This is a genomic window from Scandinavium manionii (assembly GCF_024764775.1).
Lineage (GTDB): Bacteria > Pseudomonadota > Gammaproteobacteria > Enterobacterales > Enterobacteriaceae > Scandinavium > Scandinavium manionii.
Genome location: NZ_JALIGC010000035.1, coordinates 100,206 through 122,266, shown reverse-complemented (window position 1 = coordinate 122,266; position 22,061 = coordinate 100,206). Strand labels below are relative to the sequence as shown.

The following is a 22,061-nucleotide window of genomic DNA, read 5'->3' as shown; positions in this document are numbered from 1 at the left end:
GCGTTCACCAGATATTTGGATTAAGGGATTAATGATGAAACTTAATATAATTGCCACAGTGTTACTTGCTTTTTCCGTATCTACTTTTGCTGTCGATTATCCGGTGCTGTCTCATACCAGTCCTGAGAACGTTGGTTTTGATATTAAAAAACTGGGTAAGCTTGACACCTGGGTGACAAATCAAGTTCAGGCCGGGTATTCCGGCATGAACATTCTTATTATTAAAGACAATAAAATTGTTCTGCAAAAAGCCTGGGGCGAAGCGAAAAAATATGACGGTTCGAGATTAATGGCTGTTCCCATTCATGCTACGACCAGTACGATGTATGATCTTGCTTCGAACACAAAAATGTATGCCACGAACTTTGCCTTACAGAAACTTGTCTATGAAGGGAAGATAGATGTAAATGATTTAGTCTCTAAACACATCTCCGGATTCGGTGATACGCCAGAAGACAACATCAAAGGTAAAAGTACGTTGCGGATCTCTGATATTCTTCATCATGTCGCTGGCTTCCCCGCTGACCCGCAATATCCTAATAAAAATGTCGCAGGTAAATTATTCTCGCAAAATAAAAGCACTACGCTGGAGATGATTAAACATACTCCGCTGCAATATCGACCTGGAACACAGCATATTTATAGTGATGTCGATTATATGATACTGGGCTTTATCATAGAATCTGTTACCGGAAAGCCGTTAGACCAATACGTTGAAAATAATATTTATAAACCGCTTGGATTGAAACATACGGTTTTTAATCCGTTAGAGAAAGGATTTACGCAACAGCAAATTGCCGCGACGGAACTGAACGGGAACACCCGCGATGGTGTGATCACTTTCCCTAATATACGCACTGAAACAGTATGGGGGCAGGTTCACGATGAGAAAGCCTGGTATTCAATGGGGGGTGTATCAGGTCATGCTGGATTGTTCTCTGACACAAGTGATATTGCTGTACTGATGCAAGTCATGCTCAACGGTGGCGGCTATGGCAATGTTAAATTGTTCGATAAGAAAACGGTAGATGAATTTACGGGCAGTTCGAAAGAAGATGCGACGTTCGGCCTGGGCTGGCGGGTAAACGGGAACGCCTCAATGACCCCCACTTTCGGTGTGTTAGCCAGCTCAAAAACATATGGTCACACTGGCTGGACTGGAACGTTGACTGCAATCGATCCCATTAATCATATGGCTATTGTTATCCTCGGAAACCGGCCACATTCACCCGTGGCTGATCCAAAATCCAATCCAAATGTATTTGTGAGTGGGTTACTCCCAGCAGCAACATACGGCTGGATTGTTGATCAGATATATGGGGCGTTGAAATAAAAAAAGGGGCAATGGCCCCTTTTTTGATATATGGGGAAATTCACCGCCGAGAGCGGACGACTTGATATCGCCGGGTGAAATACTCCACCGGGGCGCTCCACACATGCACCAGACGGGTGAACGGGAACAGCAGGAAAATGGTCATTCCCAGCGCCAGATGGACGCGATACACTAGCGCGACCCCCACGAGATGCGTAGACGCGCCGCCCTGGAAGGTCACTACCGATTGCGCCCATCCCACCAGTTTCATCATTTCGCTTCCGTCCGGGTGCTGTGCCGAGAACGGAATCGTCGACAGGCCCAAAATGCACTGAATCAGTAATATGCTGAGGATCAGAATATCGGCGGTCGTCGACGTGGCGCGAACGCGTGGGTTGAACAGCCGACGAATCAGCAAGCCCGCGCCGCCAATCAGCGTCAGCACCCCACAGGCCCCACCAAGGATCATTGCCATTTGCTGCTTCACGGAAATCGGCAGGAACGATTCATACATCCAGTGAGGGGTCAGCATCCCGAACGCATGGCCGAAAAAGACGCCAAGAATGCCGATGTGGAACATGTTCGACCACAGCACCATCCCGCGTTTATCGAGCATTTGGCTCGAACCCGCGCGCCAGGTATATTGCCCGTAGTCATAACGCAGCCAGCTGCCGATGATAAACACCGAGCCGCAGATGTAGGGGTAAATATCGTAGAAGAAGACGTCAAAGAAGTGGCTCATTTGGGGCCTCCGGAACGGACGTCGACGTACTGCGGCGCAACGTCCTGGCTAAAACGTTTCTGATAACTTTGTAGCGGCGAGCTGTCGCAGGCGGAAGTGGCGTTGTCCTCGATAAACTTCACCTGTTCTTCCTCCCAAACGGCGTCCAGCGCCTGTCGGGTATCGTCGCGCGGTTCGACTTTCACCTGATGCGTGACGCTGTCACTTCTTAGTGGGCTGTTAGCCAGCAAAAGCAAGGTATCGAACAGCTGATAGTAGTTCGACTGCCGTTCTTTAAGCCTGCCACCGAGCAACGCCAGAATCGGCGCGACGTTCTGCAAGCCTTCGCGGGCTTCCTCCGGCGAACGTGTGCTGAGAAACTCCAGATACAGCGGCAGATGGTCCGGCAGTTCGCGACAGTCGAGCTGCAAACCGGCCTGCTCATACTGCGCCATTAAATCCACCATCGCCTGGCCGCGATCGCGGGATTCGCCGTGAACATGTTCAAACAGCAGCAGTGACATTGAACTGCCGCGTTCAAACAAGTCGCACCACAGTTCCTGCTGGTCGAGCAGCGGGGCGCTGAGATAGTTCTCCACCCACGGCGCCAGCGTGGGCGCATCTTGCGTCACCAGCGCCTGTGCTTCATCCCGATTATCCCACAGCATTGCATCCGGATATTCCAGCAGCAGGGCAATCATCTTGAGGATCGGCATTATTCACCCTCCCCATGCTGGCGTACGCCGGAGACGTCGATGGCGTCGATGCGTTTGCTGTTGAACAGGTTGAACTTGGTGTCGGAGCCGTGGCAGCCGTCACCGAATGTGAACCCGCAGCCGTTACGTTCCGGGAAGGCTTCTTTCGCCATTTCGCGGTGGCTGGTTGGGATCACGAAACGGTCTTCATAATTGGCGATGGCGAGATAGCGGTACATCTCTTCCACCTGTTCCACGCTCAGGCCGGTCTCTTCCAGCGCACGGGTGTCGGTCACGCCTTCCACCGTTTGCGAGCGTTTGTAGTGGCGCATCGCCATCATGCGTTTCAGCGCGCGCAGAACCGGGCCGGTGTCGCCCGCGGCCAGCAGGTTAGCGAGATATTGCACCGGAATGCGCAGGCTCTCGACCGACGGCAGAATATTGCCGTTATGCGGCAGTGCGCCGGCATCGGCGACAGACTGAATCGGTGACAGCGGCGGCACGTACCAGACCATCGGCAGCGTGCGGTATTCCGGATGCAGCGGCAGCGCAAGCTGCCATTCCATCGCCAGTTTGTACACCGGCGACTGCTGCGCGGCCTCAATCACGTTCTGCGGAATGCCCTGTTTGACCGCTTCTTCAATCACTGCCGGGTCGTGCGGGTTGAGGAATACCTCGCACTGACGCTCATAGAGATCGGTCACATGTTCAGTGCTGGCGGCTTCTTCAATGCGGTCGGCGTCGTACAGCAGCACGCCGAGATAGCGAATGCGCCCGACGCAGGTTTCTGAACAAACGGTTGGCTGGCCGGATTCAATGCGCGGATAGCAGAATGTGCATTTTTCTGACTTGCCGCTTTTCCAGTTAAAGTAGATTTTTTTGTACGGACAGCCGCTGATGCACATGCGCCAGCCGCGGCACTTATCCTGGTCAATCAGTACGATACCGTCTTCTTCGCGTTTGTAGATGGCACCTGACGGGCAGGTTGCCACGCAGCTTGGGTTCAGACAGTGCTCACACAGGCGCGGGAGGTACATCATGAAGGTGTTTTCGAACTGGCCGTACATCTCCTTTTGCATGTTTTCGAAGTTCCGGTCTTTGGCGCGTTTTTCAAATTCGCCGCCGAGCAGCTCCTCCCAGTTCGGGCCCCATTCGATTTTATTGATGCGTTCCCCACTGATAAGCGAACGTGGGCGAGCGGTGGGCAGATGTTTGCCTTCCGGCGCGCGATGCAAATCCTGGTAGTCGTAGGTGAACGGCTCGTAATAATCGTCGATCGCCGGCAGCACCGGGTTGGCGAATATTTTTGCCATCAAGGCAAGGCGTCCACCGAGGCGCGGCGTGAGTTTGCCGCTGATCCCGCGGATCCAGCCGCCTTCCCACTGTTCCTGATCTTCCCAGTTTTTCGGATAACCGATGCCGGGCTTGGTTTCGACATTATTGAACCACGCATATTCCATACCTTCGCGGCCGGTCCAGACGTTTTTACAGGTCACGGAGCAGGTGTGACAGCCAATACATTTGTCGAGATTGAGAACCATGCCAACCTGAGAACGGATTTTCATTTTTTCGCCTCCTGGACCTGATCGTTGCCTTCGTCATCCAGCCAGTTAATGTTCTTCATTTTGCGGATCATGATGAACTCATCGCGGTTGGAGCCGACGGTGCCGTAATAGTTAAAGCTCCACGCCAGCTGGGCGTAACCGCCAATCATGTGCGTGGGTTTCGGGCAAATGCGGGTCACGGAGTTGTGAATGCCGCCGCGTCGGCCAGTCACTTCGGAGCCTGGAATATTCATGATGCGCTCCTGAGCGTGATACATCATGGTCATGCCGGGTGGAATGCGCTGGCTGACCACCGCGCGGGCGGTGAGGGCGCCGTTGGCGTTGAAGGCTTCTATCCAGTCGTTATCCTCAATGCCGAGCTCTTTGGCGTCGGTTTCGCTGAGCCAGACAATCGGCCCGCCGCGCGACAGTGTCAGCATTAACAGGTTTTCGCTGTAGGTCGAGTGAATGCCCCATTTCTGGTGCGGCGTCAGGAAGTTGAGCGCTTTTTCCGGGAATCCGTTGGGCGGAATGTCTTTCATCTGACTGACGCTGCGGGTGTCGATTGGCGGACGATAGGCCACCAGACTTTCGCCAAACGCACGCATCCACAGGTGATCCTGATACAGCTGCTGGCGTCCGGAAAGGGTGCGCCATGGGATCAGTTCATGCACGTTGGTGTAGCCTGCGTTGTAGGAGACGTGTTCGCTCTCGAGGCCGGACCACGTCGGGCTCGAGATGATTTTGCGCGGCTGGGCGACGATATCGCGGAAGCGGATTTTTTCGTCTTCTTTGTTGAGCGCCAGATGCGCATGTTCGCGGCCGGTGATTTTGCTCAGCGCCTGCCACGCTTTGACCGCCACCTGGCCGTTGGTTTCCGGGGCGAGGGCGAGGATAACCTCGGACGCGTCAATAGCGGTTTCGATGCGCGGGCGGCCTTTTGCCGGGCCGTCGGCCTTCACATAATTCAGTTTGCCGAGGAACTCAATTTCGCTATCGGTGTTCCACGAAATACCTTTGCCGCCGTTGCCGAGTTTGTCCAACAACGGCCCGAGCGAGGTAAAGCGCTCATACGTCGCCGGGTAATCACGTTCCACGACCGCAATACCCGGCCCGGTTTTGCCTGGCACGTACTCGCATTCACCTTTGCGCCAGTCGGCCACCTCAAACGGCTGCGACAGTTCGGCCGGAGAATCGTGCATCAGCGGTTGCAACACCACATCGGTTTCGGTACCCAAATGACCGACGCATACCTGAGAGAACACTTTGGCGATACCTTTGTAGATTTCCCAGTCGCTGCGTGCTTCCCAGGCCGGATCGACTGCCGCCGACAGTGGATGAATAAACGGATGCATGTCAGAGGTATTCATGTCGTCTTTTTCATACCAGGTGGCGGTCGGTAGCACGATGTCGGAGAACAGGCAGGTGCTGGACATGCGGAAATCGAGCGTCACCAGCAGGTCGAGCTTGCCTTCGATGGCGGCGGTTTGCCATTCGACTTCCTCCGGCTTCACGTCATCGCTTTCACCGAGTGCGTCGCCCTGAATACCGCTCTCGGTACCGAGCAGGTATTTGAGTAAATACTCATGGCCCTTACCCGATGATCCGAGCAGGTTGGAGCGCCAGACAAACAGATTGCGCGGGTGGTTGTTACCGCTGTCAGGCTGTTCGCAGGCCATGCGAATATTGCCAGATTTCAACGCCTGCGCAGTGTAATCGGCTGGCGTTACGCCCGTGGCGTCGGCCTTCTCTTTGATGCTTAACGGATTCAGATTGAGCTGCGGCGCGGACGGCAGCCAGCCCATCCGTTCAGCGCGGACATTGAAATCAATCAAATGCCCGGTGAATTGACTGGCGTCCGCCAGCGGAGAGAGCAGCTCTTTGGCGGTGAGTTTTTCATAACGCCACTGGCTGGAGTGATTGTAGAAATACGAGGTGCTGTTCATCTGGCGCGGTGGACGGTTCCAGTCCAGCGCAAACGCCAGCGGCAGCCAGCCGGTTTGCGGACGCAGTTTTTCCTGGCCGACGTAGTGTGCCCAGCCGCCGCCACTCTGACCCACGCAGCCGCAGAATACCAGCATGTTGATCATCCCCCGGTAGTTCATGTCCATGTGATACCAGTGGTTGACCCCGGCACCGAGGATGATCATCGAGCGGCCGTGTGTTTTGTGGGCGGTATCGGCAAATTCACGGGCGATTTGCGCGATGTGGTATTGCGGCACGCCGGTGATTTGCTCAGCCCATGCGGGGGTGTAGGCTTTGATTTCGCTGTAATCTTTGGCAGAGAGTGGATCGTCCAGCCCGCGGTCGAGACCGTAATTCGCTAAAATCAGATCGTAGACGCTGACCACCAAACCTGCGCTGCCGTCGGCAAACGTCAGCTGTTTAACAGGTAACTGACGCACCAGGATCGGGTCCTGCTTCACGCTGCGGAAATGCGGATTTTCGTTGCCGCCAAAGTAGGGGAAAGCCACGCCCACGACACTGTCATGATTACCCAATAAACTGAGCTGTAGCTCAATTTCACTGCCCGCAGCCAGTGATTCGAGATTCCATTTCCCCTGCTCGCCCCAGCGGAAGCCGATCGCACCGTTGGGCACCACCAGTTCACCCGCGGTGTTGAAGGCGACGGTTTTCCACTGCGGATTATTGCTTTCGCCAAGGTTATCGACCAGATCCGACGCGCGTAGCATCCGGCCCGGTACGTAACTGCCATCTTCCCGCGCATCGAGTTGCACCAGCATCGGCATGTCGGTGTAACGGCGACAGTAGTTGATGAAATAATCGCTCGGGTTATCGAGATGAAACTCGCGCAGCATGACGTGGCCCATCGCCATTGCCAGCGCGCTGTCGGTGCCCTGTTTTGGCGCCAGCCACTGGTCGCTGAGTTTGGCCACTTCCGAGAAATCTGGGGTGATGGCGATGGTTTTGGTGCCTTTGTAGCGCACTTCGGTAAAGAAGTGCGCATCCGGCGTGCGCGTCTGCGGCACGTTTGAGCCCCAGGCGATGATGTACGAGGAGTTATACCAGTCGGCGGATTCCGGCACGTCGGTTTGTTCGCCCCAGGTCATCGGCGAGGCGGGCGGCAAATCGCAATACCAGTCGTAAAAGCTGAGGCAGGTGCCGCCAAGCAGCGACAGATAGCGCGTGCCTGCGGCGTAAGAGACCATCGACATCGCCGGAATGGGCGAGAAACCTGCAACCCGGTCAGGCCCATACTCTTTAATGGTCCAGACGTTGGCTGCCGCAATCAGGGTATTCAGTTCGTTCCAGTTGGAGCGCACAAACCCGCCGTGGCCGCGAGCCTGTTTGTACCTCAGGCATTTGGCCGGGTCCTGCATTATCGAATTCCAGGCGTGAACCGGGTCAGCGTGCTGTTCCAGCGCCTCACGCCACAGGGAGATCAGGCTTTTGCGGATCAGCGGATATTTCAGGCGGTTAGCGCTGTAAAGGTACCAGGAATAGCTGGCTCCGCGTGGGCAGCCGCGCGGTTCGTGGTTGGGTAAATCGGGGCGGGTGCGCGGATAATCGGTTTGCTGAGTTTCCCAGGTCACCAGCCCGTTTTTTACGTAGATCTTCCAGCTACAGGAACCGGTGCAGTTCACACCGTGCGTTGAGCGCACGATTTTGTCGAACTGCCAGCGCTGGCGATAACTGTCTTCCCAGTCGCGGTTGGTGTTGTACACCTGGCCGTGACCGTTCGCGAAGGTTTCCTCTTTTTGCTTAAAGTAGCGAAACCTGTCCAGTAGCTTACTCATGACATTTCTCCTGACGGGGCCAGGGCTGGCCCGTGGTTAGGGGGCTCACATTGTTATGATTATTTAGCGGAAGGCTGGCGGCGACCGTAGACCAGCCACGTCACCACCACGCAAACGATGTAGAACACCAAAAAGATTTTCATCGCGCCGACCGGAGAACCGGTCATCGCCAGTGACGTACCAAAGGCTTTCGGGATGAAGAATCCACCGACCGCACCGATGGCGGAGATAAAGCCCAGCGCGGCGGCGGTATCGGTTACCGCTTCCTGCTGCGCCTGTTCGTCGCTGCCGCCTTTGGCTTTCACACGGTCGATGGTAATTTTGCGGAAAATCACCGCAATCATCTGGAAGGTTGAGCCGCTCCCGAGTCCGGCGGTCAGGAACAGGCCCATGAACACGAGGTAAAAGGTGAGGAAGTTGCCGGGAGAGCTGCCACCTGGCAGAGTGAGGAAAATCAGGGCGCTGAAGATAGCCATGAAAATGAAATTAATCAGCGTCACGCGCACGCCGCCGAGTTTGTCGGAAATGACCCCGCCAAAGGAACGCGCCAGCGCGCCGAGGAACGGCCCGAAGAACGCCAGTTTAAGGATGTTCACATCGGGAAACTGCGTTTTCGCAAGCATAGCGAAACCAGCCGAAAAACCGATAAACGAGCCGAACGTTGCCAGATACAGCAGGGCGAGGATCCAGGTGTGCAGCCGTCCCAGTACCGGCAGTTGTTCGGCGATCGACGCTTTAGAACTGGCGATATCGTTCATCCCGAACCAGGCGGCGAGTGTGGCAATCAGCAGTAGCGGAGCCCAAATCCAGGCGGCGTTAGTCAGCCACATCGTTGAACCGTCTTCTTGCGTTACGCCGTGCACGCCGAGGAAGGTGAACATCGGCAGGAAAATCACCAGCGGCGCGGCGAGTTGCATCACGCTGACGCCGAGATTGCCCAGTCCACCGTTAATGCCGAGCGCGCTGCCTTGCCGGGCTTTCGGGAAGAAGAAACTGATATTTCCCATGCTCGAGGCGAAATTCGCACCAGCAAATCCACACAGTAAGGCAATAACAATAAATACCCAATATGGAGTGGCGATGTTTTGAATGGCAATTCCGAGCCAGACGCAGGGAATAATCAGAATAACGGTGCTTAATACCGTCCAGTATCGACCACCAAATAGAGGTACCATAAAGGAGTAGGGGACGCGTAATATTGCTCCGGAAAGGGATGGCAGGGCGGTTAATAAAAATAACTGGTCGGTAGTGAAATTAAATCCGACTTTATTAAGATTGACGCTGACGGCACTGAATAACATCCATACGCAGAAGGCCAATAGCAGACAGGCCACGGAAATCCAGAGGTTCCGTCGGGCGATACCTTTACCTTTGTTCTCCCAAAACAGCGGATTTTCAGGCTTCCAGTTTTTTAAAAGGTAATGATTATTCTTCTCATCTTGTTGTGACATATCGCCCTCGTCTGCACCAGTACGTTATGAAAAATAAGCAAAAAGAGACCGACGGAACGTAATGTTCCGCGAAAAGTAAGGATTTTTAGGGTTATGTGAAAGAAGGATAGATAAAAAAGCGCAACCCCGCGAATGGGCCTGGAATATAGCTGCGCTTAAGTGTTACTAATTGTAAATAAAACTAGGCTAATTCGAGTTCAAGGGCACGGTGTAAATGACGATTAAATGCGGCATCGTCGACGTCCGGCATCCCCAATACATATATGCCGTCGAGCCCGCAGACTAATGAAATTAAACGCCAGGCAATGTCTTTGGCATTGTCATGCAGGGTAAATTCACCGGCTTTTTCACCGGCCACGATCAGCCTGACGGCCTCTTCGTGCCACATCGACATGGTCAGCAGATACGCCGCTTTAATGTCTGGGTCGCTATCTGCCAACAGCTGCGCCTGGCGCCACAGGCGAATATACGGCTCCAGTCGTCGATCTTCACTGCCAAGTAGCGCAAACAGGCGTTCGCGCCAGCTGGCATTTTCCTCGACCAGCGGGAGTTCCATCATTTCGCGGATCACCCGTACAAAGGCCTGCGATTTTAGTTCGCCCGATGACGTGAAGTGATGGTGGACCTGGCCCGCAGCAATCCCCGCGCGGCTGGCGATGTTACGGACGGTCATGGCAGTGAAACCTTCTTCCAGCGCCACGCGAATGGCGGCCTGCATGATGGATTCCCGACGGTCTTCCCGATTCAAATAGCTCATAGTTTCAGTCCCTGGCGGCAGTATGGTCATGATAACAAAAAGCTGGACAAGCGTTCAACTCTCAAGCAGGATCGCAATCTGGACAAGTGTCCAGTTTGTTTTTGAAGAGGGAAAGATTATGTTTCGTCAATGGTTAACGTTGGTTGCTATCGTACTGGTGTATATCCCGGTAGCGATTGATGCCACGGTATTGCACGTCGCCGCGCCGACGCTGAGCGTTTCGCTCGGTGCCAGCGGCAACGAGCTGCTGTGGATCATTGATATCTACTCGCTGGTAATGGCGGGTATGGTGCTGCCGATGGGCGCGCTGGGCGACCGCATCGGCTTTAAACGACTGCTGCTTATCGGCAGCGGACTGTTTGGTCTGGCGTCGCTGTGTGCGGCGTTTGCGACCACCGCAGAATGGCTAATTGCCGCGCGTGCGGTGCTGGCCATCGGTGCGGCGATGATCGTTCCGGCGACGCTCGCTGGGATCCGCAACACCTTCAGCGAAGCCCGCCACCGTAATATGGCGCTGGGTATGTGGGCCGCGGTGGGATCGGGCGGCGCGGCGTTTGGGCCGCTGATCGGCGGTATCGTGCTCGAGCACTTCTGGTGGGGCGCAGTATTCCTGATCAACGTCCCGATCGTACTGTTTGTGATGGCGCTGAGCGCACGCGTGGTTCCACGTCAGGCCGGACGCCGTGAGCAGCCGCTGAATTTCAGCCACGCACTGATGCTGATTGTCGCTATTCTGCTGCTGGTGTGGAGTGCGAAAACGGCAATGAAAGGCGTGATGGCGCTGTGGGTTGTCGGCCTTGTGCTGCTGTTTGGTGCAACTCTGCTCACCGCCTTCGTGCGTATTCAGCTCAATGCCCGCACGCCGATGATCGATATGCGCCTGTTCACGCACCGCATTATTCTCAGCGGCGTCATGATGGCGGTCACGGCGATGATCACGCTGGTGGGGTTCGAACTGCTGATGGCGCAAGAACTGCAATTTGTGCACGGTAAAACGCCGTTTGAAGCCGGACTGTTTATGCTGCCGTTAATGCTGGCCAGCGGCTTTAGCGGCCCGCTTGCCGGGGTTATGGTGTCGCGTCTGGGGCTGCGTCAGGTGGCAACCGGTGGTATGGCGCTGAGCGCATTCAGCTTCCTCGGCTTGTCGATGACCGACTTCAGCACTCAGCAATGGCAGGCGTGGGGCCTGATGACGCTGTTAGGTTTTAGCGCCGCCAGCGCCTTACTGGCCTCGACGGCTGCGATTATGGCGGCAGCACCGAAGGAAAAAGCGGCCGCAGCCGGGGCTATCGAAACCATGGCCTACGAGCTGGGTGCCGGTCTGGGGATTGCGCTGTTTGGCCTGATTCTGACCCGGAGCTATACGTCGTCGATTATCCTGCCGGAAGGGCTGAATGCTGACGCTGCCAGCCGGGCGGGGTCGTCGATCGGGGAAGCGATGCAGCTGGCTCAGACGCTGACGCCGACGCTGGAGGATTCGGTTGCCGAGGCGGCGAAAAGCGCCTTTATTACCTCGCACAGCGTGGCGTTGTTCAGTGCAGGCAGCATGATGCTGATTCTGGCGGTCGGGATTTGGTTTGGCCTGGCGAAAGCGCGCCAGACCGTGTAACTAGTTTCGCGTTGCGTACCAGCACAACAAGGAGCCTGCACACACCATGCAGGCTCCTTGCCAGAAGGCCCAGGAGAGCGGGGCGCTGAGCAGAACGGACGCCAGCGCAGAAGAAAGTACCGGGGTAAAATAAGAGCCAACCGCCAGCAAACTGACACTGCCGTGCAAAATCCCGATATTCCACGCCGCATAGGCAAATCCTAACGACAGCGCACACAGAATGAGCTTAATCACTACTGGCCAGCTGAAAATCATTTCAGGCTGAGGGCTGGAAAAATACTGTGCCCACAGACTAAACGCGGTCAGTAAAACAAAAAGCGTAATCCCATTTTTGCCTTTGGCGTATTTGGCGGTAACGGTGCAGTAGGTCGCCCAGATAAACGCCCCACAAAACGCCAGAATATAGCTGAGTGGACTGCTGGCAATATTGTGCTTTATTTCTACCAGGTTCAGACCGTTCTCACCACCTAATACCCAGCTAACACCGAGCAGTGAAATCAGAAGCCCTGGAACAACCCACCATCGGGCTTTCTGTCCGTTGAACAAAATGGCAAACGCGATAGTCAGACTTGGCCATAGGTAGTTGACCATCCCGACTTCAATCGCCTGCTGGCGTGTGGCGGCATAGCCCAGAGAGAGCGCGAGGCAGATTTCATAGGTGACAAACAGCACGCAGCCCGCCACCAGATAGCGAAAGGAAAAGGTTTTGAGTTGAGGAAAACCCACGGTAAGGAGTAACAGCAGCCCACTGCAGCTGTAAATCGCCGCCGCGCCGCCGACCGGGCCTAAGCCTTCACTGACGCCGCGAATCAGACCCACCATTGTGCTCCACAGCAGAATAGCCAGCAGCCCGATGAGCGTGGCTTTTTGTTTTGTCATGAGCGTAATCTTGTTCATCCTGAAAACGACCAAGATTACGGTATTACGACCGCAAAAGGCAAAAAATCCGGCGCAAATGTTAAGACTATGCGGTAATGTCCCCTTGACCTAATCAGAAATGTCACCCACCGTATTTGGGGAGGATATTTCATGGCAAAAGAGACAATTAGCATGAGTCACAAAGAGCTCAATCGGCTCCAGATTATTCGGTAGTCGGTCAGCCGCCACATCACTCAGGACCAGGCTGCGGAGCGAATAGGTAGTGAGTAAAAAATGGGATTTTAGTAATCATTTGATTCGCATTCTTCCAAACGAAACAGAGGGTTTTAATATGGGGCCATATCGCACTTATCTAATCACAGGTGCAACAAGAGGGATAGGAAGAGCTCTCAGTGATAAATTATCAAAACAGGGTCATCTGGTTGTCGGTATTGCTCGGAATGTCGATGCCAGCTTCCCTGGTACTTTATATACGGCCGATCTGAGTAGCTCTGCTGAAACAAATTTAATTCTAATGAAAATTGCCGAAAATCACGAAGTCCACGGCATAGTGAATAATATTGGTGTAGCCTTACCTCAACAACTTGGAGGTATTGATATTCAAACTTTCCAACATGTCATGGATATAAACGTACGCGTGGCAGTTCAAATAACACAAGCACTCATTGGCAACATGAAGAGCAGAGGCTGGGGAAGAATTGTTAATGTATGTAGCCGCGCCATTTACGGTGCGATTGACCGAACTGCTTACTCAGCAGCAAAAAGTGCTCTGGTAGGTTGTACACGGACCTGGGCATTAGAGCTTGCTCAATTCGGGATCACCTCAAACGCGATTGCTCCTGGGCCAATAGAGACAGCGCTTTTTCATAAAACACGACCCGTTGGAAGTGAAGCAGAACAACGTGTTTTATCGACAATCCCTATGGGCAGACTTGGTTCTCCTGCTGAAGTGGCTTCAGCAATAGCCTTTCTTTTATCACCAGAAGCGAGTTTTATTACTGGCGTGGTGCTGCCTGTTGATGGTGGAGGAAGCTTGGGAGGACGTTAGAAACGTTAAGAAACCCTGTGGAAATAGATAACGCCTATCCAGGGCTGGAATTTGATATTGTCGCAGTTAGTCAGATATTTTTAACCTGTCTAACCCAATAAATACACTGATGAATTTAAGCGAGATCTATGAGTGTAAAGCCGCATACAATGGTTTTAATTCCCGGGTTTATGCTGAATGAAATGCTGTGGCATGAATTTGAAACGTACCTGCCGTCAAACTGTATTGTTCATCATGCATCTGTAACTGAAGGACGAACCATTCATGATGTAGTGCAGCATCTGATTACTCTTCTGCCTGAAAAGTTTTCTTTGATAGGTTTTTCGATGGGAGGGTATATTGCCCGACAACTGGCAGCACAATTCCCTGAACGTGTTGAGTCCTTAGTGCTTATTGCCAGTTCCTTACGGGAAGATACGCCGTTAGAGGCTGAAGCAAAGCGGAAAAACGCGCAGTCATTGTCCCCCACAACGTTTAAGGGGCTGAGCAGCCATGCTATTGCCCGGTCACTCCACCCTCTAAAAACATCAAATCAGGATATGATTTCAGCTATCCAGAAAATGGGATGTTCTCTGGGATTTGAAGCCTTCATCACGCAATCATCCTTATCCAGGCAAGGTATACCTTCTGCAACGATATGTTGTCCAACGCTGGTTATCGCCAGTGAAGATGATGCCATCCGTTCGATGAAGGAGGCAGAAGAGTTGGTAGAAGCCATACCTTATGCATCCTTAAGAATCATTCGGGATTGCGGTCATATGATTCCGCTCGAGCAGCCCGGGGAGTTGGCAAGAACAATTGTTGAATGGATCCCGTTGAACTCACAGCACAAAGCGGACTCGTATCACCACTCTAACGGCTGGCATTCCTGACTTCCTGTGTGACTTACTATATGCATACGGCAATGCAATACTTGTAATGACATTTGTATTTACAAGAGGTGTGAGACATGGGGAGCATTAACCTGCGTATCGACGATGATCTTAAAGCTCGTTCTTTCGCTGCACTGGAAAAAATAGGGGTAACGCCTTCGGAAGCGCTTCGCCTCATGCTTGAATATATCGCTGACAATGAACGTTTGCCGTTCAAACAGACACTCCTGAGTGATGAAGATGCCGAACTCGTGGAGATAGTGAAAGAGCGCCTTCGTAATCCTAAGCCTGTTCGCGTGACTTTGGACGACCTCTGATGGCGTATTTTGCGTTGACAAAAATCCGGCGCAAAGGCCGGATTACGGAAATGTTTAGAATCGCGGAGAATCTACACGAATTTAGCCAGCGGGTCGGCGGCGGCAAAGGCCACGTCACGATCGGCTTCTGGCGGATAGATAAGCTCGTTAGTAATGGCGATTTTCAGCTTTTTAGCGTCTTCACGAACCAGTTTCAGCTGCTGATCCCAGCCTTCGGTGTATACCGCGCCCCACGCACCGAGATCAAGACAGGTCACATAATTCACCTGGCGATACGGTAAACCTTCCACGCCAAGCAGGCTGGCTGCGGCGTTATGACCGGCGAACTTACCGAGCTGAATGGCGTGCTGACAGGTCATCAGCGCGGTGTTGCCTATATCATCTGATTTCGCATGAGCCATATCGCCGGTTGCGAAAATATTACGGTATGACGGGATTTGCAGTTCTTCGTTCACAACAAAACGGCCCAGCGCATCGCGGTCTGCGGTGAGGTTTTCACCCAGCGGGCTGGCTTTCACCCCGGCAGTCCAGACCACAGTTGCGGCGTCGATCCGGCTGCCATCCTGCAAGGTGACACCGGTGGCATCGACCACTTCCACGCCTGCGTTCAGACGCCACTCGATCCCCAGTTCGTCAGAGGCGTTTCGGATAACTTCGCGCAGCGCCTCACTCCAGCGGCCACCAATCTCTGAACCTCTTTCTACTACGACAATTCTGGTCTGCGTATTTTCGCCGAACAGGGCTTTCAAACGAGAAGGGAGCTCCGTTGCCAATTCAATCCCGGTGAAGCCACCGCCGCACACGACGACGGTATTGCGGGCAGGGCTTTCCGGCTGGTTTGCCAGAGCGTGAAGATGATCTTCCAGACGCTGAGCGGAATCCAGCTGATCGACATCGAAGCCATGCTCAGAGATGCCTTTGATACCAAAGTGGTGCAGGTGGCTGCCGCTGGCAATAATCAGGCGATCATAGGAGATAAAGGTCGACTGCGACTCGGGTGTTTTGTACCAAACGCTATTCTCTGCGGCGTCGATACGCTCGGCGTGACCTGCAATGAAACGGATATTCAGCTCGGCAAACAGCGGCTGTAAATCAGCGGTCAGCGTCGATACATTGGCTTCATAAAAACGCGGTCTGACGCGCAGTTCAGGCTGTGGCGCCAGCACGGCGATTTCCAAAGAATCGTTGCCCTGCAGATGCGCCAGACGTGCCGCACTGACTGCAGACCACATACCTGCAAAACCGCTACCGATGATAAGAATACGTTGTTTCATGTTTTGTCCTTCTGCATTTTTAGGCCGTTTGGCTCCAATAACTGCCACTATACTTGTCGGAGTTAACTCCGACAAGATCTTTCTGAGTATCTGAGTTATCATCACCGTGAATAAACCGAAGAGGATTATAAAATGGCGTTTTACAGTTCTGGCGTGGAGTACGGGATCCACAGCCTGATGAGCATGGTGGATGCGAATGGCGATGCGCGTGAAATGAGCGTGCGAGAGCTGGCCGAGCTGCAGAACGTGCCTTATGACTATCTGGCAAAAATCTTTACCCGTCTTTCCCGCGCCGGGCTGGTGGTGAGCACAGAAGGTAAGGGCGGTGGGTTCCGTCTGGCGAGGGCCAGTGAACTCATCAGCGTGCTGGATATAGTGCAGGCCATTGACGGTGACAAATCAATGTTCGAGTGCCGAGAGATCCGCCAGCGTCTGGCCTTATTTGACGAAGCGCCCCCATCCTGGGTTTGCGATGGTCCGTGCGGCGTGCGTTCGGTGATGGACAGCGCTCAGCAGCGGATGGAAGAAGAACTTGCTCGCCATACCGTGCTCGACCTGGCCCGTAAAATGTTCCGTAAAGCGCCGGACACCTTCACCATTGAAGTGAAACAGTGGATTAACGATCGTCGGAGCAAAGCGTGAATATGCCGTTCATCCTTCAAGCTACATCTTTGTTGGCTACGTTCACTTGCCCGAATCACTTAGCTTACTAAGCTCATCGAGACCCATTCTCTTGCCGCCGCGATGCAACTCAAATTATTTTGGGTATATAGCGGTCTAAAAACGGCGCCTTTTGGCGCCGTTTGTCGTTTAAGGCCGGATTAATGACGCAGGTCGATAACCATACGGCCGCGAATCTGCCCTTGTTCCATTTCTTTGAAAATGGCGTTGATGTCGCCAATCGGACGCATTGTCACTTTTGGCACCACTTTGCCTTCGGCGGCAAACTGGAACGCTTCAATCAGGTCCTGACGCGTACCCACCAGCGAACCGACTACCTGAATACCGTCCAGCACCAGGCGCGGAATATCAAGGCTCATGGATTCTGGCGGCAGGCCAACGGCAACCACACGGCCACCGGCACGAACCGCATCGACCGCGGAATTAAACGCTGCTTTTGCTACGGCAGTAACGACGGCCGCGTGCGCGCCGCCGGTTTTTTCCTGCACGATTTTCGCCGCGTCTTCACTCCGGGAGTTGATAATCAAATCAGCGCCCATTTCTTCCGCCAGTTTCAGCTGCGCGTCGTTGACGTCCAGGGCGATAACTTTGGCATTGAACACGTTTTTCGCGTACTGCAGCGCGAGGTTACCCAAACCGCCAAGACCGTAGATGGCAATCCACTGGCCCGGTTTGATTCCGGACATTTTGACCGCTTTATAGGTGGTGACGCCCGCACAGGTGATGCTGCTGGCCGCCGCGGATTCCAGACCGTCCGGCACTTTTACGGAATAATCGGCGGTGACGATGCACTCTTCGGCCATACCGCCGTCGACGCTGTAACCGGCATTTTTCACCGAGCGGCAGAGCGTTTCGTTGCCGCTGTTACAGTATTCACAGTGGCCGCAGCCTTCAAAGAACCACGCCACGCTTGCGCGATCGCCGGGTTTCAAAGAGGTCACGCCTGGGCCGACTTCTTTCACAACCCCAATACCTTCGTGACCCAGAATGACGCCCGTTTTATCGCCGAAATCGCCATTCTTCACGTGGAGGTCGGTGTGGCAAACGCCGCAGCATTCCATCTTCAGCAGCGCTTCGCCATGCTTCAACGGACGAAGCGTTTTTTCAGTCACATTGACCTGATGGTCTTGAGTTACAACAGCAGCCTTCATGTATGTCTCCTTTTTGGATGAAAATCTGCAATGCAGGTACGGCGCCAGTGAAGCACGTCGTTACTCCTTTAGAGTTAAAGCATTCCGTTGTTTTAGCAAGCCCATCGCAACATAACGTAATAATTTTACGATAATTAGTAGTGTTTAAAATCACAAAAACTATAAATTAAGGTTATGAATCTCTGTGTGTTAAGACAAAAAACAGGCACCCGAAGGTGCCTGGGAAGGGAATTACAGCGATTCCAGACGCGCAGTAAGCACCTCAATTTCACGCTGCCATTGGGCCTGAAGCTGAGGTTTCTGATGCTTCGGTTTACGTGCCAGGTCGTCAGCCAGCTGCGTTTCGAGAGCGAGCAGGGTTTCCAGCAAATCGTCTACGGCGTCTGATGTCGTTTCCGGTGCGACAGCGGGCTTCGAATCTGGCGCAGCCGGGAGCGGTTCGCGCAACCGTTCCCACGCCGCATCGGCATCGTGCCACTCCTCCAGCACGCCATTTTCAATCAGCCAAAAACGATTACAGCTCCGTTGCATCAGTTGCCTGTCGTGGCTCACCAGCAGCACACCTCCGGCGAAGGTTTGCAGCGTTTCCGCCAGCGCCTCTTTGCCTTCCATATCGAGATGATTAGTAGGCTCATCGAGCATCAGCAGGCTATAACGCGCCAGAGTCAGGCCGACAAACAACAGCCGGGAACGCTCGCCGCCGCTCAGTGAATCGACGCGCTGGCCATGTCTCGCCCATGCAAAACCCGCGCTGATTAACGCCATTTTTCGTGTTTCCGGTGCGGGCGCGAACGGCTCCAGCGCGTCAAACAGCGTGGCGCTATCCGCTAACTGGTGTAGCGTTTGATCGTAATAACCCAGCGCCACACGCGGGTGGATAGATAATCCCTCCGCCATTACGCTGGCCTGATATTGCTGCCAGATAAGTCGCAGCAGCGACGATTTTCCGCAGCCGTTACGGCCAAATACGGCCACCCGATCACCGCTTTTCAACCGGGCAATCGGTACACTAAACAGCGGCGCGACTCCGGCCGCCGGTGAAACGGACAGCTTTTCCAGCTCCAGCAGACGGTCAGCCCGCAGCAGGTCGCCATGCAACTGTAATCGCCACTGACTGCCTGCGGTAACGTCGGTCTGGCTTGCCTTCAGCCGTTCAACCTGTTTCTCCATTTGCTTGGCTTTTCGCGACAAATCTTCGTTGTCATACACGTGGCCCCAGACAGCCAGCCGTTTGGCACTGGCTGCCACCCGGTTGATCTCTTTCTGTTCAGCTTTGAAGCGCAGGGCATCGCTTTCATCCTGTTCCATCAACGCCTGACGGGCGGCACTACAAGGCAGGGAAAAGCTGTGCAGTCGATGATCACGCAGGATCCAGCTGGTGTTGGTCACGTTATCCAGCAGCTGTTGGTCATGGGAAACGACGATAAAACTGCCGTTCCAGCCGTTGAGGAAACGCTCCAGCCACAGCAGCGTCGGCAGGTCGAGGTGATTACCCGGTTCGTCCAGTAGCAGCAGATCCGGAGAGGTTATCAATGCCCGTGCCAGCAGCAGGCGAGTATGCTGCCCACCGCTAAGTGTGGCGGCCGTTAATGCCTGGTCTTCGCTACTGAAACCCATTTCCGCCAATAACGCTTCGGCACGCCAGCGTTGGATTTCCCGCTCAGCGTGAGGAATGTTATCCAGCACCGCATCAAGCATCGTCAGCGGCCCGAGGGATTCAGGTAAATGTTGCTCCACGCGTGCCAGCAGGCAGTGGTTGGCAATGGAAACGTAGCCGGATGATGGCGCTTGTGAACCATCCAACAGTTTTAGCAGGGTACTTTTACCGCAGCCGTTATAGCCAATCAGCCCGACGCGATCGCCTTTTTTCAGCGTAAAGGAGAGGTCAGTGAACAGGGGGCCGAAGGCCGTTTCGCTGCACAGCGAGTGGGTACTTAATAATGTGGTCATAGAACTTACTCAAGTGTTACTGGCGTAAGAACGCCTCGTCAGTTAACGCCGACGATAACCCGGTAAGCCGAGGAAGGAATTCAGTCTTGGTTTTCTTCGCTCAAGCAGAAGTTATCGCAGCACGATACGGATAACGCTTGAGCAGGTGCGATCGCCAAAAGTACGTGAAAAAGTAAACTTTTCACAATACAGCATGGGATCCTCCTTTTATATTTTCAGCAGATTAATGGGTGGAAAGAGTGTAGCGGGGATTGTTGATTGGCGCTACGTCTGCAAGACCTACGATTTCTTGTAGGCGCAGCGCCACAGGCACAAATGTTAAATCGAGGTACGACGGTAGCTGCGGTATTCCGGCTGCCAGAAGTTGTCATCAATCGCCTGTTGCAGGGCTTCGGCCGACGTTTTCACCGCGACGCCTTGCTGCTGGGCCATTTTGCCAATCGCAAACGCAATCGCCCGCGAGACGGTATGAATATCCTTCAGCTCTGGCAACACCATGCCTTCACCGTTGTTTGCCAGCGGCGAATGCCTGGCCAGCGTTTCGCTCGCTGACATCAGCATTTCGTCGGTGATGCGCGACGCGCCGGAGGCAATCACGCCCAGACCAATGCCCGGGAAGATGTACGAGTTGTTGCACTGGGCAATCGGATACGTTTTATCTTTCCACGTGACCGGTGCGAATGGGCTGCCGGTGGCCACCAGCGCACAGCCTTCGGTCCAGGTGATGATGTCCTGCGGCGTCGCTTCTACGCGAGAGGTCGGGTTAGACAGCGGCATCACGATTGGGCGCGGGCAGTGCTTGTGCATTTCACGAATGATTTCTTCGGTGAATAGCCCGGTCTGGCCGGAGACGCCAATCAGAATGTCAGGCTTCACGTTGCGCACCACGTCCAGCAGGGAGAGCACGTCTTCTGCGGTGTCCCACTCTTTCAGATTGTCGCGCTTTTGCACCAGCTTGTTCTGGAACGCCAGCAGGTTTGGCATCTGATCGGTCAGCAGGCCGAAGCGGTCAACCATAAACACGCGGGCGCGTGCCTGTTCTTCGGTCAGGCCTTCGCGCTGGATCTGGGCGATAATTTGTTCGGCAATCCCGCAACCGGCAGAGCCTGCGCCGAGGAAGACGATTTTTTGCTCGCTGAGCTGGCTGCCCGCAGCGTGGCTGGCGGCAATCAGCGTGCCGACGGTAACCGATGCGGTGCCCTGAATGTCATCATTGAATGAGCAAATCTCGTCACGATAGCGGTTCAGCAAGGGCATGGCATTCTTCTGCGCGAAATCTTCGAACTGCAGCAGCACGTTCGGCCAGCGCTGTTTCACCGCCTGAATGAAATCATCCACAAACTGATAATACTCGTCGTCGGTGATACGCGGCTGGCGCGACCCCATGTACAGCGGATCATTCAGCAACTGCTGATTATTGGTACCGACATCAAGCACCACCGGCAGAGTGTACGCCGGGCTTATCCCGCCACAGGCGGTGTACAGCGACAGTTTGCCGATAGGAATACCCATTCCGCCAATGCCCTGATCGCCGAGGCCGAGAATGCGCTCGCCGTCGGTGACCACAATCACTTTGATGTTGTGGTTTGGCACGTTTTGTAGAATGTCATCCATGTTGTGACGGTTTTCGTAAGAGATGAACACGCCGCGGGAACGACGATAAATCTCGGAGAAACGCTCACAGGCGGCGCCGACGGTCGGGGTGTAGATAACCGGCATCATCTCGTCGAGGTGGTTTTCGACCAGGCGGTAGAAGAGGGTTTCGTTCGTGTCCTGGATATTGCGCAGGTAAATATGTTTGTCGATTTCGGTCTTGAAGCCCTGGTACTGGATCCAGGCGCGTTCGGCCTGTTCTTCGATGGTTTCCACGACTGCGGGCAACAGGCCTAAGAGGTTAAAGTTGCGACGCTCCTCCTGGCTAAACGCGCTGCCTTTGTTGAGGAGTGGAAACTCCAGTAATACGGGGCCTGCATAGGGGATATAAAGAGAACGGTTGTTTTTATGGTTGCTTAACATCTTACTGATCCTTTGTCATCACGGCC

The 22,061-nt window shown here is 54.1% G+C and carries 17 protein-coding genes; 6 read left to right on the top strand and 11 right to left on the bottom strand.

All coding sequences use genetic code 11. The features are described 5' to 3' along the window. Positions 1–34: 34 nt before the first annotated feature. Positions 35–1,333 carry a penicillin binding protein PBP4B gene (gene pbp4b / locus MUU51_RS06825; protein WP_258967538.1) on the top strand — a complete coding sequence of 433 codons (1,299 nt, stop codon included), beginning with the start codon at positions 35–37 and terminating at the stop codon, positions 1,331–1,333. Between the two features lie 40 nt (positions 1,334–1,373). Here pbp4b and narI read toward each other — a convergent pair whose 3' ends face one another. From narI to MUU51_RS06795, 6 genes are all read right to left on the bottom strand, one after another. Further along, positions 1,374–2,054, bottom strand: a complete 681-nt coding sequence (narI, locus tag MUU51_RS06820; protein ID WP_258967431.1) for a respiratory nitrate reductase subunit gamma — start codon at positions 2,052–2,054, stop codon at positions 1,374–1,376. Further along, positions 2,051–2,749 (bottom strand): nitrate reductase molybdenum cofactor assembly chaperone, encoded by a 699-nt coding sequence (narJ, locus tag MUU51_RS06815; protein ID WP_258967430.1) that lies wholly within the window; start codon positions 2,747–2,749, stop codon positions 2,051–2,053. The genes narI and narJ overlap by 4 nt, the downstream gene beginning before the upstream one ends. Beyond that, entirely contained in the window at positions 2,749–4,293 is a 1,545-nt protein-coding gene (gene narH / locus MUU51_RS06810) for a nitrate reductase subunit beta (protein ID WP_258967429.1), read from the bottom strand. The genes narJ and narH overlap by 1 nt, the downstream gene beginning before the upstream one ends. Further along, complete coding sequence (locus tag MUU51_RS06805; RefSeq protein WP_258967428.1) at positions 4,290–8,030, bottom strand: nitrate reductase subunit alpha; 3,741 nt, start codon at positions 8,028–8,030, stop codon at positions 4,290–4,292. The genes narH and MUU51_RS06805 overlap by 4 nt, the downstream gene beginning before the upstream one ends. A 59-nt stretch (positions 8,031–8,089) precedes the next feature. Next, complete coding sequence (locus tag MUU51_RS06800) at positions 8,090–9,481, bottom strand: NarK family nitrate/nitrite MFS transporter (protein WP_258967427.1); 1,392 nt, start codon at positions 9,479–9,481, stop codon at positions 8,090–8,092. A 181-nt stretch (positions 9,482–9,662) separates the two neighbouring features. Continuing rightward, positions 9,663–10,238: a TetR family transcriptional regulator gene (locus tag MUU51_RS06795; RefSeq protein ID WP_159768579.1), complete on the bottom strand. Its 576-nt coding sequence runs from the start codon at positions 10,236–10,238 to the stop codon at positions 9,663–9,665. A 118-nt stretch (positions 10,239–10,356) separates the two neighbouring features. Between MUU51_RS06795 and MUU51_RS06790 the strand changes: the two genes are divergently transcribed. Then, the gene (locus MUU51_RS06790) at positions 10,357–11,847 is read left to right on the top strand and encodes an MFS transporter (RefSeq protein WP_258967426.1); all 1,491 of its coding nucleotides are present in this window, start codon (positions 10,357–10,359) and stop codon (positions 11,845–11,847) included. Here MUU51_RS06790 and yddG read toward each other — a convergent pair whose 3' ends face one another. After that, on the bottom strand, positions 11,848–12,726 hold the full coding sequence (gene yddG / locus MUU51_RS06785; protein WP_159768573.1) for an aromatic amino acid DMT transporter YddG: 879 nt from the start codon (positions 12,724–12,726) through the stop codon (positions 11,848–11,850). It abuts the gene before it with no gap. A gap of 262 nt (positions 12,727–12,988) precedes the next feature. On the opposite strand from yddG, the gene MUU51_RS06780 reads away from it, so the two are divergent. The 3 genes from MUU51_RS06780 (at position 12,989) to relB (ending at position 14,963) form a co-directional block, all read left to right on the top strand. After that, positions 12,989–13,774 (top strand): SDR family oxidoreductase, encoded by a 786-nt coding sequence (locus tag MUU51_RS06780; RefSeq protein ID WP_258967425.1) that lies wholly within the window; start codon positions 12,989–12,991, stop codon positions 13,772–13,774. A 128-nt stretch (positions 13,775–13,902) separates the two neighbouring features. Beyond that, positions 13,903–14,646, top strand: coding sequence for an alpha/beta fold hydrolase (locus tag MUU51_RS06775; RefSeq protein ID WP_159768549.1), 744 nt, complete (start codon positions 13,903–13,905; stop codon positions 14,644–14,646). Between the two features lie 77 nt (positions 14,647–14,723). Beyond that, positions 14,724–14,963 carry a type II toxin-antitoxin system antitoxin RelB gene (gene relB, locus MUU51_RS06770; protein WP_159768546.1) on the top strand — a complete coding sequence of 80 codons (240 nt, stop codon included), beginning with the start codon at positions 14,724–14,726 and terminating at the stop codon, positions 14,961–14,963. A gap of 71 nt (positions 14,964–15,034) precedes the next feature. Here the strand turns inward: relB and MUU51_RS06765 are convergent, their stop codons facing one another. Beyond that, on the bottom strand, positions 15,035–16,237 hold the full coding sequence (locus MUU51_RS06765) for an NAD(P)/FAD-dependent oxidoreductase (protein WP_159768543.1): 1,203 nt from the start codon (positions 16,235–16,237) through the stop codon (positions 15,035–15,037). Positions 16,238–16,369: 132 nt separating this feature from the next. Between MUU51_RS06765 and MUU51_RS06760 the strand changes: the two genes are divergently transcribed. Then, positions 16,370–16,879, top strand: coding sequence for an RrF2 family transcriptional regulator (locus MUU51_RS06760; protein ID WP_159768540.1), 510 nt, complete (start codon positions 16,370–16,372; stop codon positions 16,877–16,879). A 179-nt stretch (positions 16,880–17,058) separates the two neighbouring features. Here the strand turns inward: MUU51_RS06760 and adhP are convergent, their stop codons facing one another. From adhP to MUU51_RS06745, 3 genes are all read right to left on the bottom strand, one after another. After that, on the bottom strand, positions 17,059–18,069 hold the full coding sequence (adhP, locus tag MUU51_RS06755) for an alcohol dehydrogenase AdhP (RefSeq protein ID WP_159768537.1): 1,011 nt from the start codon (positions 18,067–18,069) through the stop codon (positions 17,059–17,061). 231 nt (positions 18,070–18,300) lie between these two features. Then, entirely contained in the window at positions 18,301–20,019 is a 1,719-nt protein-coding gene (locus MUU51_RS06750) for an ABC-F family ATP-binding cassette domain-containing protein (protein ID WP_258967424.1), read from the bottom strand. 318 nt (positions 20,020–20,337) lie between these two features. Further along, positions 20,338–22,035 carry an NAD-dependent malic enzyme gene (locus MUU51_RS06745; protein ID WP_159768531.1) on the bottom strand — a complete coding sequence of 566 codons (1,698 nt, stop codon included), beginning with the start codon at positions 22,033–22,035 and terminating at the stop codon, positions 20,338–20,340. Positions 22,036–22,061 lie beyond the last annotated feature (26 nt).